This is a genomic window from Buttiauxella sp. BIGb0471 (genome assembly GCF_024807715.1).
Taxonomy (GTDB): Bacteria; Pseudomonadota; Gammaproteobacteria; order Enterobacterales; family Enterobacteriaceae; genus Buttiauxella; species Buttiauxella agrestis.
In genome coordinates this window covers 36,617-52,348 of the sequence record NZ_JANUEU010000009.1, presented here as the reverse complement: position 1 = coordinate 52,348, position 15,732 = coordinate 36,617, and the positions used below count along the sequence as shown (strand labels likewise).

At 52.2% G+C, this 15,732-nt stretch carries 16 protein-coding genes; 4 read left to right on the top strand and 12 right to left on the bottom strand.

Translation table 11 applies throughout. From position 1 onward, the window contains the following. Window positions 1–12: 12 nt before the first annotated feature. Window positions 13–633: a homoserine/homoserine lactone efflux protein gene (gene rhtB / locus M2371_RS20620; protein ID WP_034492168.1), complete on the top strand. Its 621-nt coding sequence runs from the start codon at window positions 13–15 to the stop codon at window positions 631–633. Here the strand turns inward: rhtB and rhtC are convergent, their stop codons facing one another. The 3 genes from rhtC to pldA all read right to left on the bottom strand — a co-directional run bounded on the left by rhtC (window position 634) and on the right by pldA (window position 4,051). After that, entirely contained in the window at window positions 634–1,257 is a 624-nt protein-coding gene (gene rhtC, locus M2371_RS20615) for a threonine export protein RhtC (RefSeq protein WP_034492268.1), read from the bottom strand. 67 nt (window positions 1,258–1,324) lie between these two features. Then, entirely contained in the window at window positions 1,325–3,151 is a 1,827-nt protein-coding gene (gene recQ, locus M2371_RS20610) for an ATP-dependent DNA helicase RecQ (protein ID WP_034492169.1), read from the bottom strand. Window positions 3,152–3,181: 30 nt separating this feature from the next. Further along, on the bottom strand, window positions 3,182–4,051 hold the full coding sequence (gene pldA, locus M2371_RS20605) for a phospholipase A (RefSeq protein ID WP_259268586.1): 870 nt from the start codon (window positions 4,049–4,051) through the stop codon (window positions 3,182–3,184). A 173-nt stretch (window positions 4,052–4,224) separates the two neighbouring features. On the opposite strand from pldA, the gene yigI reads away from it, so the two are divergent. Then, window positions 4,225–4,695, top strand: coding sequence for an acyl-CoA thioesterase YigI (gene yigI / locus M2371_RS20600; protein WP_259268585.1), 471 nt, complete (start codon window positions 4,225–4,227; stop codon window positions 4,693–4,695). A gap of 51 nt (window positions 4,696–4,746) precedes the next feature. Further along, complete coding sequence (rarD, locus tag M2371_RS20595) at window positions 4,747–5,661, top strand: EamA family transporter RarD (RefSeq protein WP_172895924.1); 915 nt, start codon at window positions 4,747–4,749, stop codon at window positions 5,659–5,661. Window positions 5,662–5,697: 36 nt separating this feature from the next. Here the strand turns inward: rarD and corA are convergent, their stop codons facing one another. The 8 genes from corA to M2371_RS20560 form a co-directional block, all read right to left on the bottom strand. Next, window positions 5,698–6,648: a magnesium/cobalt transporter CorA gene (gene corA / locus M2371_RS20590; RefSeq protein ID WP_034492179.1), complete on the bottom strand. Its 951-nt coding sequence runs from the start codon at window positions 6,646–6,648 to the stop codon at window positions 5,698–5,700. A 163-nt stretch (window positions 6,649–6,811) separates the two neighbouring features. Continuing rightward, entirely contained in the window at window positions 6,812–6,868 is a 57-nt protein-coding gene (gene ysgD, locus M2371_RS21655) for a YsgD/CorL family protein (protein WP_370451543.1), read from the bottom strand. 148 nt (window positions 6,869–7,016) lie between these two features. Next, complete coding sequence (uvrD, locus tag M2371_RS20585) at window positions 7,017–9,179, bottom strand: DNA helicase II (RefSeq protein ID WP_172895925.1); 2,163 nt, start codon at window positions 9,177–9,179, stop codon at window positions 7,017–7,019. 57 nt (window positions 9,180–9,236) lie between these two features. Beyond that, window positions 9,237–9,953, bottom strand: a complete 717-nt coding sequence (gene yigB / locus M2371_RS20580; RefSeq protein WP_259268584.1) for a 5-amino-6-(5-phospho-D-ribitylamino)uracil phosphatase YigB — start codon at window positions 9,951–9,953, stop codon at window positions 9,237–9,239. After that, window positions 9,953–10,858, bottom strand: a complete 906-nt coding sequence (gene xerC, locus M2371_RS20575) for a tyrosine recombinase XerC (RefSeq protein ID WP_259268583.1) — start codon at window positions 10,856–10,858, stop codon at window positions 9,953–9,955. The genes yigB and xerC overlap by 1 nt, the downstream gene beginning before the upstream one ends. Continuing rightward, window positions 10,855–11,559, bottom strand: a complete 705-nt coding sequence (locus M2371_RS20570) for a DUF484 domain-containing protein (protein WP_034492189.1) — start codon at window positions 11,557–11,559, stop codon at window positions 10,855–10,857. Before M2371_RS20570 ends, xerC begins: the two co-directional genes overlap by 4 nt. Then, the gene (dapF, locus tag M2371_RS20565) at window positions 11,556–12,380 is read right to left on the bottom strand and encodes a diaminopimelate epimerase (RefSeq protein ID WP_115631600.1); all 825 of its coding nucleotides are present in this window, start codon (window positions 12,378–12,380) and stop codon (window positions 11,556–11,558) included. The genes M2371_RS20570 and dapF overlap by 4 nt, the downstream gene beginning before the upstream one ends. Before the next feature lie 38 nt (window positions 12,381–12,418). Further along, a complete protein-coding gene (locus M2371_RS20560; RefSeq protein ID WP_034492195.1) occupies window positions 12,419–12,625 on the bottom strand; it encodes an LPS translocon maturation chaperone LptM in 207 nt (68 codons plus the stop codon). A gap of 128 nt (window positions 12,626–12,753) precedes the next feature. Between M2371_RS20560 and cyaY the strand changes: the two genes are divergently transcribed. Beyond that, window positions 12,754–13,074: an iron donor protein CyaY gene (gene cyaY, locus M2371_RS20555; RefSeq protein WP_115631601.1), complete on the top strand. Its 321-nt coding sequence runs from the start codon at window positions 12,754–12,756 to the stop codon at window positions 13,072–13,074. Here cyaY and cyaA read toward each other — a convergent pair. Further along, window positions 13,071–15,626, bottom strand: coding sequence for a class I adenylate cyclase (gene cyaA / locus M2371_RS20550; RefSeq protein ID WP_172895929.1), 2,556 nt, complete (start codon window positions 15,624–15,626; stop codon window positions 13,071–13,073). The genes cyaY and cyaA overlap by 4 nt on opposite strands. Between the last annotated feature and the right edge of the window lie 106 nt (window positions 15,627–15,732).

Here is a 15,732-nt window from a genome sequence, read left to right as displayed (position 1 = left end):
AGGGAATTTCACATGAGCGTTGAGTGGTGGTTAACCTATCTTTTGACCACGATAATTCTGAGTCTTTCACCCGGTTCCGGGGCGATAAATACGATGACTACCGCCATTAGCCATGGCTATCGAGGAGCAGCGGCATCGATTGCCGGGCTGCAAACCGGGCTGGCGATTCACATCGTATTAGTTGGGATTGGCCTCGGCGCATTGTTTTCACGTTCGCTGCTAGCATTTGAAATTCTGAAATGGGCGGGGGCTGCTTATCTTATCTGGCTTGGCATTCAGCAATGGCGTGCCGCAGGTGCCATTGACTTGAACACTCTCGCCACGAGCCAACCACGCAGCCGTCTGTTTAAACGTGCAATTTTTGTGAACCTGACCAACCCCAAAAGCATTGTGTTTCTGGCTGCACTTTTCCCGCAGTTTATCGCACCACATGAGCCACAGGCCGCGCAGTATTTAGTGCTCGGCGTAACCACCGTAGTGGTCGATATTATTGTGATGATTGGCTATGCGACGTTGGCGACGCGAATTGCAGGCTGGATTAAAGGGCCAAAGCAGATGAAAGCGTTGAACCGCGTATTTGGTTCGCTGTTTATGCTGGTTGGCGCACTCCTCGCTGGAGCACGCCAGGCGTAATTAACGGGAGATGATCAGGTGAATGCCGAATCCGGCAAACAATGCACCGGCAACTCCATCAATCCACTTCGCAACGCGCTGATAACCACGGCGCATTTGCGGCAGTGCGAACAAGCTGGCAACGACGGTGAACCAGGCAAAGGTTTCCAGGGCAATCATGACGAATAATCCCCAACGTTCGGCGCTGCCAACATCATTACTGACGAACAGTGAAAACACGCTGCCGAAGTAAATGATAGCTTTAGGATTCGAGAGATTGGTCAGCAGGCCTTTCAGGAAACTACGCCCGCTGCGAGCCAGCTCAACACTGACTTCTTCTGTCGGCTTAACCGTTTCTTTTTTCAATGCACTGCGCAGCATCTGATACCCCATCCAGCACAGATACAAGCCCCCGCCGACCATAATAATACTGTGTAACCATGCCATTTTTTCAAGGATAAGGTTAAGGCCGAGCAACGCCACACCGGCCCAGACCATGACGCCGCAGGTAATACCCAGCACACCCATCATGGCTTCTTTACGTGAACGGCTAACGGCTGTTTGCGAGACAAAGAAGAAATCCGGGCCAGGGGTAATCAATGCGACGATATGTAGAACCGCCACCGTGAGGAAAAGCATCAACATAGGAAATAACTCGCGCAAAAAATATTCAATGAAGGGTTATCCTGCCACGTTCGGGCAGGACTGGCTACTACTCATCTTCGCCGTCGACATGGCTACGAATAAGTGCCATAAACTCGCGGCCAAAGCGTTCCAGTTTTCGTGTACCGACACCGTTAACGCCCAGCATTTCACCCGGAGAGAGCGGCATTTGTTCAGCCATTTCGATAAGCGTGGCATCGTTAAACACCACATAGGGCGGGATATTTTCTTCATCCGCAATGGCTTTACGCAGCTTGCGCAATTTGGCAAACAGTTTGCGATCGTAATTGCCGCCGAACACTTTCGGGCTGGATTTCGATTTGATGGCCACAATACGCGGCACCGCCAGCATTAACGGTTCTTCGCCACGTAAATACGGGCGAGCCGCTGCGGTAAGTTGCAACGCCGAGTGTTGGGCAATATTTTGCGTCACTACGCCGAGGTGAATCAGCTGGCGGATAACGCTGACCCAGTGCTCGTGGGTCTGGTCACGGCCAATGCCATAAACGGGTAATTTATCGTGCTGAAACTCGCGAATACGTTGGTTATTGGCACCGCGCAGGACTTCCACGACATAACCCATACCAAAGCGCTGATTGACGCGATAAATACAGGACAGTGCTTTTTGCGCATCCACCAGCCCGTCGTAGCGACGCGGCGGATCGAGGCAAACATCGCAGTTGCCGCAAGATTGCTGGCGGCCTTCTCCAAAGTAATTCAACAACACCAGGCGGCGGCACGTTTGCGCTTCGGCAAATGCGCCCATCGCGTTGAGTTTGTGGCGCTCGATATCCTGCAATTGCCCGACCGGCTTTTCTTCGAGGCATTTACGCAACCACGCCATATCGGCCGGATCGTAAAATAACATCGCTTCCGCAGGCAGGCCGTCACGCCCGGCGCGACCTGTTTCCTGGTAGTAAGATTCGATGTTACGTGGGATATCAAAGTGCGCGACAAACCGCACATTGGGTTTGTTGATACCCATGCCAAAAGCCACGGTGGCGACAACAATTTGCAGATCGTCGCGCTGGAATTTTTCCTGCACTTCTGCGCGAACCTGGTGCTCAAGCCCGGCGTGATAAGCACCAGCGCTAATCCCTTTGCTTTGCAGACGCGCGGCAGTGTCTTCAACTTTTGCGCGGCTATTGCAGTAAATAATGCCGGATTTTCCGCGCTGGTCTTGTACGTAACGCATCAATTGATCGAGAGGTTTAAACTTCTCCATCAGCATGTATCGGATATTTGGGCGGTCAAAGCTACTGATTTGAATTAGCGGATCGTGCAGACCAAGCAGACGCACGATATCAGCACGCGTGGTGTCATCAGCCGTTGCGGTGAGGGCAATAAATGGCACCGTCGGCAGGCGTTGGCGCAACTGGCCTAAAGCGGCGTATTCCGGGCGGAAATCGTGACCCCATTGTGAAATACAGTGCGCTTCATCCACCGCCACCATCGACAAATGCCAGTGGCTAATTTGATCGATGAAGTTATCCATCATCAAACGTTCTGGTGCGATATAAAGCAGGCGGATTTGCCCGGTACGGCAACCCGCCATCACTTCTTGCTGCTGTTCGCGAGTTTGCGTGGAGTTAAGACAGGCCGCCGCCACACCGTTTGCCAGCAGCTGATCGACCTGGTCTTTCATCAGGGAAATCAGCGGGGAGACGACAACCGTCAGCCCGCCAAATACCAAGGCCGGAATCTGATAGCACAGGGATTTACCACCGCCAGTTGGCATAACAACCAGGCAATCGCGCCCTTCCAGCACCGTTTCGATGATGGTTTCCTGACCCGGGCGGAACTGTTGATAGCCAAAGGTATCTTGCAAAACCTGTCTGGCCAGCACTGCCTGATTAATTACTTCCGCCTGTGTCACGCTTTCCCCACCACAAAAACCGCCAATTTCTTAGAACAGATCGTTAAGCATAACGCCGACACCGAAGCGTGTCTGGTTAAAGTTGTAATCAATTAATGACTCGCCGTAGCCGCTATAAAGTTGGGTATAGAGGCGAACGTGTTTAGTCACCGGATAACTAAAGCCTAATTCCGCACCGCCGTAGCCGGTATTCCAGTTGTACTGGCCTTTCATACTCAGAATGGCATCGCCAAACTGATAGCCGACACGCAACTGGTAATAGCCCATGTATTTCGTGATGTCCGGGTTATCATCTGTGCTGCCAATGACATACCACGGCTTCGCTTCCACCATCCAGTTACCGTTTTCCGCCATCAGGCGCGTGTAGAGGCGGTTCCAGCTACGGGAAGTTGGGTCGGAACGACCATTGGAGTCGTGATTATAACCAAATTCAACATCACGCAATGTCCAACCCGCGAATGACTCGTCCATTGCGAAGCCCAGGAAAACTTGCGGCTCGTAGTTGGTTTCACGGAAAGGTGCAGATTCTCCGCTGTTCGACAACTGCCACCAGGATTTCTGAGTATAAGAAGCGCCCAGGACGGAATTTGGCCCGACGATGCCACGCCAGATAGGGAACGCGAGGCTCAGCTGGAATTTCACTTCGTCTTTTCTGGCATTATCAGACCAGTTGTAACTGCGGATCGCTTCTTTATTGAGATCGTCTGTCACCGTATAAATCAAATAGTTAGTTTCATACGGATAGAGCGTGAATGGGTTATCGTGTTCCAGAAGCATATTGGCGATGATGCTACCGCGTACGGCGGGTTTGTCATGCACTTGTTTGATTGTTGCTTCCTGTGCGTAAGCAGTCAGAGGCAACAGGCTTGCAGCCACTAACCATCCCAGAAACGTGCGCATCGGCAATGTTCTCCTGAATAAAAAAGGTTTCAAATTATTTTCTGAGACACATTCTACATAGGAATGATTGTGCACGCTCGGTCTACATTTCTTAAAGTGGCAATCAACGATTGCGAAGCATAAAATAAACAAATAATTAACATTACGTTTTTTGCTTTGATCGAGGATGATCCATGTCTACCCCATTTCTGACACCTGAAGCTGCCCTCCAACTGGTTGGTGAGATTTTTGTTTATCACATGCCTTTTAACCGTGCGCTGGGTCTGGAACTCATACGTTACGAGAAAGGCTACGCCGAGCTTTGCTTCAATAACCAGCCGATGATGGTAGGAAACTGGGCACAAAGTATTTTGCACGGCGGGGTGATTGCCTCTTCGCTAGACGTCGCGGCTGGCCTGGTTTGCGTGGGCAGCACGCTGACTCGCCACGACAGCATTAGCGAAGAAGAACTACGCCAACGTCTGTCGAAAATGGGCACCATCGACCTGCGTGTCGATTACCTGCGACCAGGGCGCGGACAACGTTTTACCGCCAGCAGCAGCCTGCTGCGTGCCGGGAATAAAGTCGCGGTTGCGCGTGTGGAATTACACAACGAAGACCAACTGCATATCGCCAGTGCGACGGCGACCTACATGGTAGGGTGAGAAGATAAATCCTGTTACTATTTGCACACTATTTACCAACGAGTTCTTTTCATGGATGCGAAACAAACCCGCCAGGGCGTGTTACTTGCGCTGGCGGCGTACTTTATGTGGGGCATCGCGCCTGCCTATTTCAAGCTAATCCACTATGTCCCGGCTGATGAAATCCTGACGCATCGCGTGATTTGGTCATTCTTCTTTATGGTGGTGCTGATTAGTCTGAGCCGCCAGTGGCCACAGGTGAAAAAATCCTGCCAGAACCGTAAGAAGGTTTTTGCCATGGCACTCTCGGCGGTGCTGATTGGTGGTAACTGGCTACTGTTCATTTGGGCGGTGAATAACAATCACATGCTGGAAGCCAGCCTGGGTTACTTCATCAACCCGCTGGTTAACGTATTGCTGGGGATGATTTTTCTCGGCGAACGTTTCCGCGCAATGCAGTGGGTAGCCGTGGGCCTTGCTGCTTGTGGGGTTCTGGTTCAGCTTTGGACATTCGGCTCGCTGCCAGTCATCGCTCTTGGTCTTGCATTTAGCTTCGCGTTTTACGGCCTGGTGCGTAAGAAAATTGCCGTGGATGCACAAACCGGCATGTTGGTGGAAACGCTGTGGCTGTTGCCCATTGCCGCAATTTACTTATTTGGCATCGCTGATAGCTCCACCAGCCATATGGGGCAAAACTCAATGTCGTTGAACTTAATGCTGATTGCGGCGGGCGTGGTAACAACGATTCCATTGCTATGTTTCACCGCTGCGGCAACGCGTTTGCGCCTCTCGACACTGGGTTTCTTCCAGTATATTGGCCCGACGTTAATGTTCCTGCTGGCAGTGACGTTCTACGGTGAAGTGGTCGGCAAAGATAAGTTGCTGACCTTTGGCTTTATCTGGGCTGCACTGGCGTTGTTTATCCTGGATGCGGTTTATACGCAGAGAAATTCGCGGATAGCGGCGCGCGCGGTCGCGCAGAAGTAAAAAAGGGAGCCAATCGGCTCCCTTCTCATTTTCATCTCACAACCAGTTTTTACGCTTGAAGTAGAGATACGGCGCGAGGCCTGCGAGGATCATGACGATAATCGCCGCCGGATAACCGAAGCTCAGTTTCAACTCGGGCATAAACTCAAAGTTCATCCCGTAGCTGGATGCCACAAGCGTCGGTGGCAGGAATACGACCGATACCACCGAGAAGATCTTGATGATGCGGTTCTGCTCGATGTTGATAAAGCCCATCGCCGCCTGCATCAGGAAGTTCACCTTCTGGAACAGGGATTCGTTGTGCGGCAACAGGGATTCGATATCGCGCAGGATCTCACGCGCCTGCTCAAGCTGACCGCTCGGCAAACGTGCTTTACGCACCAGGAAGTTGAGCGCGCGTTGGGTATCCATCAGACACAAACGGACTTTCCAGCCGATATCTTCAAGCTCAGCAAGCGTAGAAAGCGCGGCGTCATATTCATCGCCCTGGTGCCCTTCCATGATTACACGACTGAGTTTTTCGAGATCGCTATAAATGTTTTCGATTTCATCTGCCAGCTGTTCGATTTTGGTTTCAAACAGATCGAGCAGTAATTCATAGGCGTTGCCGTCAACCATGTTCTGGCTACGAGCGCGCATACGATAGAGTCGAAATGCAGGTAGTTCACGCTCACGCAGCGTAAACAGGCGGCCTTCACGAATGGTGAATGCCACGGTGCTGTTGCCCGCGTGATCGTCTGCATCTTCATAAAAGAAAAATGAGTGGATGTGCAAACCGTCTTCGTCTTCAAAGAAACGCGCGGATGCTTCGATGTCTTCCAGTTCCGGGCGGGTTGCCAGGCTTTGACCAAGTTCCGTTTGCACGCGCTGACGCTCGCTCTCTTCAGGCTCGACCAAATCAACCCAAACAGAATTGCTCAGGTTATCGGCCTCATCTAATTCAAGACGGGACAGACGATTGTTTTCCAGTTGAAATGCGCTCAGCATGACCGGTACTCCCAATGCAAAAAATATCAGGGACAGTTCGGTTGGCACACAGACAGAAACAATATAGGTTTCAGACCATTAAAAAGTCTGACTCATTGCGACGGGATATACGAGATATGGGGTCGCCGACAACCACTAAGGCTATCAGCATTCGAGGATAGCCTTAGAAGTTGTACCTGGATGACAGGTAATTGAGCCAGTATTTACTGGGTGTGTCCAAGGCGAGTGTCCTCTTAGCGTAATCGTGCGCGCATGTTACGCCACCACAAATATGGCGTCAACACGCAACGGGACACCGCTTGCGAATAAATACCCTCGGTGTTTAAAGGGTAGCAAAAGCGTAAAAAACTATGAGTTATTCCGCTGACTTACACGGTTTCAAGACGTGCATAAGCGGCAACTAACCACTTAATTCCTTGTCCTGGGAATGCCACCTGAACCCGGCTATGTTCGCCGCTCCCTTCCAGGTTAACGATGGTGCCTTCACCAAATTTTGCATGACGGACACGCTGCCCAAGTTTGTAGCCCGTGTCGTTTTCGGAAATCGGTGTTCCCATACGTTGATGGCTAACAGGGCGGCTGATACTGGCGCGCAGGCGAACTTCTTCCACACAGTTTTCAGGCAACTCGCCAATGAATCGAGAAGGACGGTGGTACACCTCTTTGCCGTATAGACGACGGGTTTCGGCATAGGTAATCGTGAGTTTTTGCATCGCTCGCGTCACGCCGACGTAAGCCAGGCGACGTTCTTCCTCCAGGCGCCCGCCTTCATCCAGCGACATCTGGCTTGGGAACATGCCCTCTTCCATACCGACGATGAATACTTGCGGGAACTCCAGCCCTTTCGCCGAGTGCAACGTCATCAGTTGCACTGCGTCTTGCCAGGTATCGGCTTGCCCTTCACCGGCTTCAAGTGCCGCGTGAGACAAGAATGCTTGCAGCGGCATCAGGTCTTCGTCTTCATCCTGATAGCTGAACTGGCGCGTTGCCGTGACCAGTTCTTCTAAGTTTTCGATACGCGTCTGGCCTTTCTCGCCCTTTTCCTGCTCATACATAATCATTAAGCCCGAGTCCTTGATAACCCGGTCGGTTTGTACGTGCAGCGGCATATCGATAGTTTCATGTGCCAGTGCGTCGATAAGTTCCATAAATCGTTGCAGCGCAGAGGCCGCACGGCCCGCCAGCGCTTTTTCTTGCAGCAGCAAACGGCAGGCTTGCCACAATGTGAGTTGTTTATCGCGGGAGGTCTGACGCACTACGTCTAATGTACGATCGCCGATGCCACGCGTTGGCGTGTTAACCACGCGTTCAAACGCCGCATCGTCATTGCGGTTGGCAATCAGGCGCAGATACGAGAGTGCATCTTTGATTTCCTGACGTTCGAAGAAGCGCATGCCGCCATAAATGCGATATGGCATGCTGACCTGCAACAATGCTTCTTCCAGCACACGCGATTGGGCGTTGCTACGGTACAGAATCGCGCACTGCTCGAGCGCTCCGCCTGCTTCCTGCCACGTTTTGATGCGGTTAACCACAAAACGCGCTTCATCTAATTCGTTGAATGCGCAATAAAGTGAGATAGGCTCGCCGTCGCTGCCATCCGTCCACAGCTCTTTGCCTAAGCGACCTGAGTTGTTCGCAATAAGGGCGTTGGCGGCATTCAGAATGTTGTTGGTGGAACGGTAGTTTTGCTCAAGGCGAATGGTTTGTGCGCCGGGGAAATCGGTCAGGAAGCGTTGGATGTTCTCAACTTGCGCGCCGCGCCATCCGTAGATTGACTGATCATCGTCACCCACGATCATCACTTTGCCAGTATCGCCCGCCAGCATGCGAATCCACGCGTACTGAATGCTGTTGGTATCCTGGAATTCGTCCACCAGAATGTTGGTAAAGCGTTCGCGGTAGTGGTTAAGAATATGGGGTTTGTTCAGCCACAACTCATGAGCACGCAGCAATAGCTCGGCAAAGTCCAACAGGCCTGCGCGGTCACAGGCTTCCTGATATGCCTGATACACTTTCTGCCAGGTTTGCTCGACCGGGTTGCCATAGCTTTCAATGTGATGCGGACGTAAACCTTCGTCTTTTTTACCGTTGATAAACCACATTGCCTGGCGTGCCGGCCACTGTTTATCATCGAGATTCATGGCTTTAATCAGGCGTTTTAACAAGCGCAGCTGATCTTCGCTGTCCAGAATTTGGAAATCCTGCGGCAGGTTAGCGTCCATGTGATGCGCACGCAGCAAGCGATGTGCAAGGCCATGGAAAGTGCCCACCCACATACCGCCCTGGCTGGTTCCCATCAACTGGCCGATACGGTGGCGCATTTCCGCCGCCGCTTTGTTGGTAAACGTCACCGCCATAATGGAATACGGCGAGCAGTTTTCCACGCTAATCAACCACGCAATGCGGTGCACTAATACGCGCGTCTTACCACTACCCGCCCCTGCCAGCACCAGCATGTTGCTACGCGTGGCTGCGACGGCTTCGCGCTGTTTGTCATTGAGGCTGTCGAGCAGGTAAGAAACGTCCATTGGCACCGCCGTTGAGGAGATAAAAATATACTGTGGTTTTATACAGAATTAATCAGATTATATCAGCGCGGTGAGGGATGCCAACTGCGAAATTTCCAGATGTGGCAATAAACGGCTGTCATTAATCTGCATCAGGTCGCCATCACGCAGATTTATCCAGCACGCCTGCATCCCACAGCGGACGGCTCCGGCGACGTCTGTCGTCAGGTCATCACCCACATGCAGAATGTGGCCGAGCGGCACATCGAGCTTTTCAGCCGCCAGGTGATACATGTCGTTGAATGGCTTAGAGCGACCGTGAGGGCCAGCGCGCAGCACAAACTTAAAGTATTGATCGAGGCCGAAAAGGTGCGGCTCGGCGTTACCGTTGGTAATCGCCACCAACGGCCATTTCTCACCAAGTTTTGCTAATGTGTCATGCGTTTCTTGCGGCACCTCGATTTGGCTGCGCCAGTGGGCGAAATTCGCCATACAAGCCAGTGCGCCAGCGGCTGCTTCTTGCGCTGACAAGCCCACATCTAACATGGCTTGTTCAACGGCACGGCGACGCCATTCGGTCACATCGTGGTAAATATCCGGTTCTGCGAGGCGCAGCGCATGCCGAATATGCAGAAAATCTTGACGTTGCAGATGGTTAAGCTTCGGATGGTAATTTTGCACGAAGCTCATTGATTCACGTTCGGTACGCGTAATCACTTCGCGGTTGTCGTACAGCGTGTCGTCGAGATCAAAAGTGAGCGCGGCGATAGGCCCAAGTGGGCGGTAAAAGTGCATTACGATTTCCCTCGTTTAGCGCGTGGATGCGCGGCATCATACACTGAGGCTAAGTGTTGGAAGTCGAGATGGGTATAGATTTGCGTAGTGGAAAGGTTGGCGTGGCCTAATAATTCCTGCACGCCGCGCAGATCCCCGCTCGATTCCAGCATATGCGTGGCAAATGAATGGCGCAGTTTATGTGGATGTACATGGCTGTTTAGCCCCTGTTTTATCCCCCACTCGCTAAAGCGTTTTTGAACGTTGCGTGCCGAGATACGTTTCCCCTGCTTTGAGAGAAATAACGCATCGTCGTCCGGGCCAAAAAGCTCACGCAGATCCAGCCAGTGCTCAACCCAGGTGACCGCAGATTTCCCCACCGGCACCCGACGCTCTTTGCTGCCTTTCCCCATCACCCACACTTCACCCGTCGCCAGATCGATGTGGCGACAGTCCATATTCACCAGTTCGGAAAGACGCAACCCCGCGCCGTACATCACTTCAAGCATCGCACGGTCGCGTACCGCGAGCGGATCGTTAATGTCGATATCCAGCAGGCGGCTCACGTCATCGACGTCGATATTTTTTGGTAGGTGGCGACCCGCTTTCGGCGTGGAAATCCCTTTTGCGGGATTGGCTTTGAGTTGGCCCTGGCTAACACACCAGTCGAAAAAGCTGCGTAATGCCGAAAGGCGTAACGCCAGGCTTGATGGCCCAAGCCCCGCTTTTCGGCTGCGAACAGTGATTGAGCGAACCGCGGCGGCATCGCACTGTTGCCAGGTACTCAGCTTCATCTCGCTTGCCAGGCCGATTATCGCGGTAAGCTGGCGGCCATAATTGAGCAGAGTAAGCGGGCTTAACTGGCGCTCCACTTTCAGGTAGCGAAGAAAACCCTCAACAGCGGTTTGCAGCGGGGAGTCGGTCATACTCGCTCGACCCAACGCTCCAGCAAATCTGGCAACATTAGCGCCAGTTCATGCAGTAATTGTGTACCTTGCCCTTCCTGGTAATGCTGGGGATCACGGCTACTGAATACCAGTACGCCTAAATCCGCATCGCTGCCCATCAGAGAAAGCGCCACCGAGCCAATCGCTTTCGCCTGAGGCAAAACGACCAGTAATTCAGGGCCATTTAATGACCCAAGATAATGCTGCCTGTCGCCCAGGCGTTGAATACGCAGCGGCTCAAAAGCCTGGCGATTCAATGCCAGATGGGTGAAATCAGAAGGAGCACCAATCCGCCAACGGTCTGCAAAAAGACGCACATTCGCGCCCGCCAGACCCATTTCACGCGCCCAACGATGCAAGCGGTTCAGCATGTCCTGCAAGCTGGTGGCAGAAGCCAGACGGCCTTGCAGCTTCAGTAAGCGGTAGAACAAACCTTCGTTGGCACTCGCCTGCTCCATCAGCAAGGTCATGTTTTCTTCAAGAAAATTGATGTGGTTACGGCTACGCGCCATATGCCATTCAACCAACGAAACCGTGCCGCGTACCGGATGCGGCACTTGCATCTGTTCTACATGCTGGGCGTTACGAATAAAGAAATCGGGATGACGCAGCAGATATTCCGCCACCATGCGGTCATCCAGTTCCAGTACGGCTTCTTGCTGTTCCTCGGCATTCTTCATAGATGTATAAATCCATCATAGACGTGGGCCGCCGGGCCGGTCATAAACAACGGGGTTCCCGGCCCTTTCCAGGCGATATCAAGACGGCCACCAGGCAGCTCCACGCGAACCTGTTCCGCAAGTATTCCTTGCAAAATGCCCACGGCGACTGCGCCGCAAGCGCCACTGCCACAAGCTTGTGTTTCTCCGGCACCACGTTCATAAACACGCAGGCGGATATGTTCTTTGGTCACGACTTGCATAAAACCGATGTTCGCCCGCTCCGGGAAGCGTTCGTGGTTTTCCATCACCGGCCCCAGAGTCTCTACGGCGGCGGTCGTCACTTCGTCAACCTGAATAACGCAGTGCGGATTACCCATCGACACGACGCCGCACATAATGGTCTGTTCGGCGGCACGCATAATATAGGTCTTTTCCGCTTTGTTGGCGCGGAACGGCACGGCGGATGGCTCGAAATTCGGCTCGCCCATATTCACACGCACCAGTTCATCTTCCGTCACGCTCAGAACCATGCGGCCATTGGCGGTGCTGACACGAATATCGCGTTTGTTGGTCAGCCCTTTCAGGCGCACAAAACGAGCGAAACAGCGTGCGCCATTGCCACATTGTGAGACTTCGCTGCCGTCGGCATTGAAAATGCGGTAATGGAAATCGAGGTCGGGATCGTATGGCGGTTCAACCACCAGCAGCTGATCGAAACCCACACCTAAATGCCGGTCTGCCAGGCGACGAATCAACTCAGGGGAGAAATAGACGTTTTGAGTCACCGCGTCGACGACCATAAAGTCATTGCCAAGGCCATGCATCTTTGAGAACTGCATCTTCTGCTCCATATACGCGGCTACTTTTTAAGTGTTTTCTAGTAGATAACCTGAGTCGGTGCGTTATCAGTCCCACGGTCGTTACGTTCCGGCGCGGTAGATTGTGTTTGTTTATCCGGTGTTACCTGGCTCGTAGGCTTGGTTTTGCCATCAGCGGGCGGAAAATACAGAGGCCCTTTGAGACCGCAGCCAGAAAGACTGGAAAGTGCCAGCAAGAGTGCCAGTGGGCAGAAAATTTTCTTCATTATTGAGATGCCTGTAATCCAATATTCTGTCTTCTATCATCGCAGGTGATCCCTGAAAAGCAATACTCTTTTCTATTGGCGGGCGTTGCTTTTATACTGCCGTAAAGACGAACAACTGAGAAAAACATATGAACGACAGTGAATTTCATCGCCTGGCTGACGGCCTGTGGTCAACAATCGAAGAACGCCTGGATGACTGGGATGGTGACAGTGATATCGACTGCGAAATCAATGGTGGCGTGTTGACGCTAAGTTTTGAGAATCGCAGCAAGATTATTATCAACCGCCAGGAGCCTTTACATCAGGTGTGGCTTGCCACCAAAAGTGGGGGTTACCATTTTAATCTGAAAGACGATAAGTGGATTTGCGACCGCAGCGGCGCAGAGTTTTGGCAGTTGCTGGAAGAAGCTTGCACACAGCAAGCTGGAGAGCCAGTTAGCTTTAGCTAGCTGTTGCTGTACTGCTGAAGCAGCGGTGTTGAGCTATCGTCATGATTAGCCGGCGTCGCTGCTGTAATGGCCTGGGTGCGGAATGGAATCACCTGTGAGCGCCCATCTACTTTCACAATCTGATAGAACTGTGGCAAGTTGAAGTTGATGAAGCTTGAGCCGTAAGTGAAACGGTCGTGCGAGGACGAGTAGAAGCGGCTGACGTCACGCACTAAATCTTCTTTGCTTCCTTCACAGTGGTGATAAACCTCTGCTCGGTTAGTCTCATCCAGAATATAGATATTAAATCCCTGGTCCTCATTCGATTCTTCAAAGAAGAACTGAATGATCCCTTCACTGGCAAAACCATCTACCACCGGCGGCAACTGAACCTGCTGGTTAGTTTCAACCTGCACCGACAAGCCATGCAGTTTGTTATGGGAAATCGCGCCGTAGAACTCGACCGCATTCTCCAGTTTTTGCACCGATACGCTCAGGCGTTCAAAGAACAGCCCCCACGTCTGGCCAGAAATACGCAGCGCTTTAAAGCGGCCAGGTTCCTGACGTGTGCTCGACAAACGGAAGTCGATACATTCAGAAACCAGCTGCTGAACGCGCGTGCGGATAAGTCCACGCAAATGCTGGCTATAACAGAACACTTCAACGCTATCAGGCGGCGCGGCATCCTGGTGCATTTTGCCCAGAATGGTTTTCAGCGCCTCAATCATCGATTGCTCGCCGTTGAAGTGCAGCGTACGCACTTCATTCCAGGAGTTGCGGTAAAGCAGGTCAACGCTTCCCACCAGGCACTGTTGTTGCTGCCCGAAACTGAACACATCCAGCTTACGGAAATCGAAATGAACCACCTGATTGCGGAATGCCGCCGTCGGGTCGTATTCGAGGTTAACGATAATCGCCAGATGGCGAATTTCACATGGGCTATACAACGCTTTGGCGGTTGGCGCAGGCAAACGCAGCGGGAAGTGGTGCGAAACGTCAGCCACCATTTCCTGCAATTTTGGCAAATCACAAATGCCGTTGCCCTTAATAAACAGGCGGGTGCGCGAGGTCAGCAGGCCGTTGAAGTAGGCCCATGCCACCAGCTTATTAAGATAACGGTTATATTCCAGCGGTTGATGGCTGATGATCGAATCCATGTTTGGCGCACGGTTGTAGAGATACCAACCTGAACGGTTAGCACGACCTGGCGGAACATGGATAAAGGTCAGGTTCGGTTCTGACAAATCAGGGGAAATCTGCGGGTTAACCAGCGTGACTTTACCAGGCAGCGCTTCAAACGCTGCGTACAGTTTACGGGTCAACACACCAATATCCTGCGGGCTGGCACTGACGCTGAGGTTGTTACGGCGAGCGAAGCGAATCAGGTTGCGATAGCTTTGCATCATCGCATCCAGAAGTTCGTTGTGCGCATCGCGAACCTGGTCGATTTTCCAGTTAGCGCGGTTATCGAGCATCGCCAGACGCGGTTCGTCCCAGCCCCAGTCTTTGACCAGTTGGCTTAAAACTTCACGACGCCAGCCTACACAGGCACGCTCACGGGACAGTTTTTCGCACACTTTCAGATAGAAACAACGACGCACTAAATCCAGGCGCGCAGTATCTTCGATTTGCGTGAGGTAATGGGTCACACGCTCCAGCATCATGCAGTACGGATCAAGCCCAAAAGAGACTATCTCGCCATCATGCAAGCGCTGCTTGATGTCTTTTGCCAGTAAACGCGTGTTTGGGTATTCCCAGGAATAGGCTTCCAGCAGCAGCGTTTTCAGCACCGCTTTATAAGGTGAATCGATACTTTTATAGAGCTGCCACAGGCTGGCTCCAAAGTACTCTTCCGCCGACAGCGTGCTTAAACCACCAAGATCCAGCCATTCGTTTGGCGTGAGCACACCCTGCGAATAGAGGCTCATGACGTAATCGTCGTAATGCTCTTCTTCGTCGCCCGGCACCATACTCCACAAAATTCGTTTACCCGCCAGGCGTACTGCGGTGCGGTAGAATTCATCGAGCAACAAGATGTGTTGAGTTGAACCACAGTCTTCGCCGCCCAGACTGCCGCTTTCGTTGTGGCGGAAGCGGTTTTCATCAATCAGGAAGAAGCTGACCTCAACACCTAGCGAAGCGGCCCAGCTTTCCAGCACGCTACATTTACGTTGCAGCAACTGGCGCTCGTCATTATCGAGCCATGACTGGTGACAAACCCAAATATCCAGATCGGATGAACAGCTCTGCCCAACAGACGAGGTGCTGCCCATTGAATAAAGGCCAGTGATAGGCAATTCACCCGATTCTGTTGTCTGCGGCGGCATGCCGCGCATCAATTCGAGTTCGTTGAGGTAGTGACGTTGGGTTTCATCAGGCGTGTAGATGCATATGCCGTGTGGAACGTTACCCTCAAGGTAACCTGGCATCAGCGGGTGATGATAATGTAACAATGTTGGCAGAAGACTGTAGACCTGTTGGAAAGCAGGCCCCATGGCAGCAAGTGCGCGATCTACACGCAGTTGGTTAATGGCATCCAGTCTCTGTTTAAGAGTCTCAATATAGAGGTACAAGACATATCGCCTGATGGTTTCAGTATTACGAAAAAACCCGTTTCCCGGTTGTTGCCTCTATTATAAACGACAAGGCAAAGAATTGCTGGAAACGTGATCAATTTAA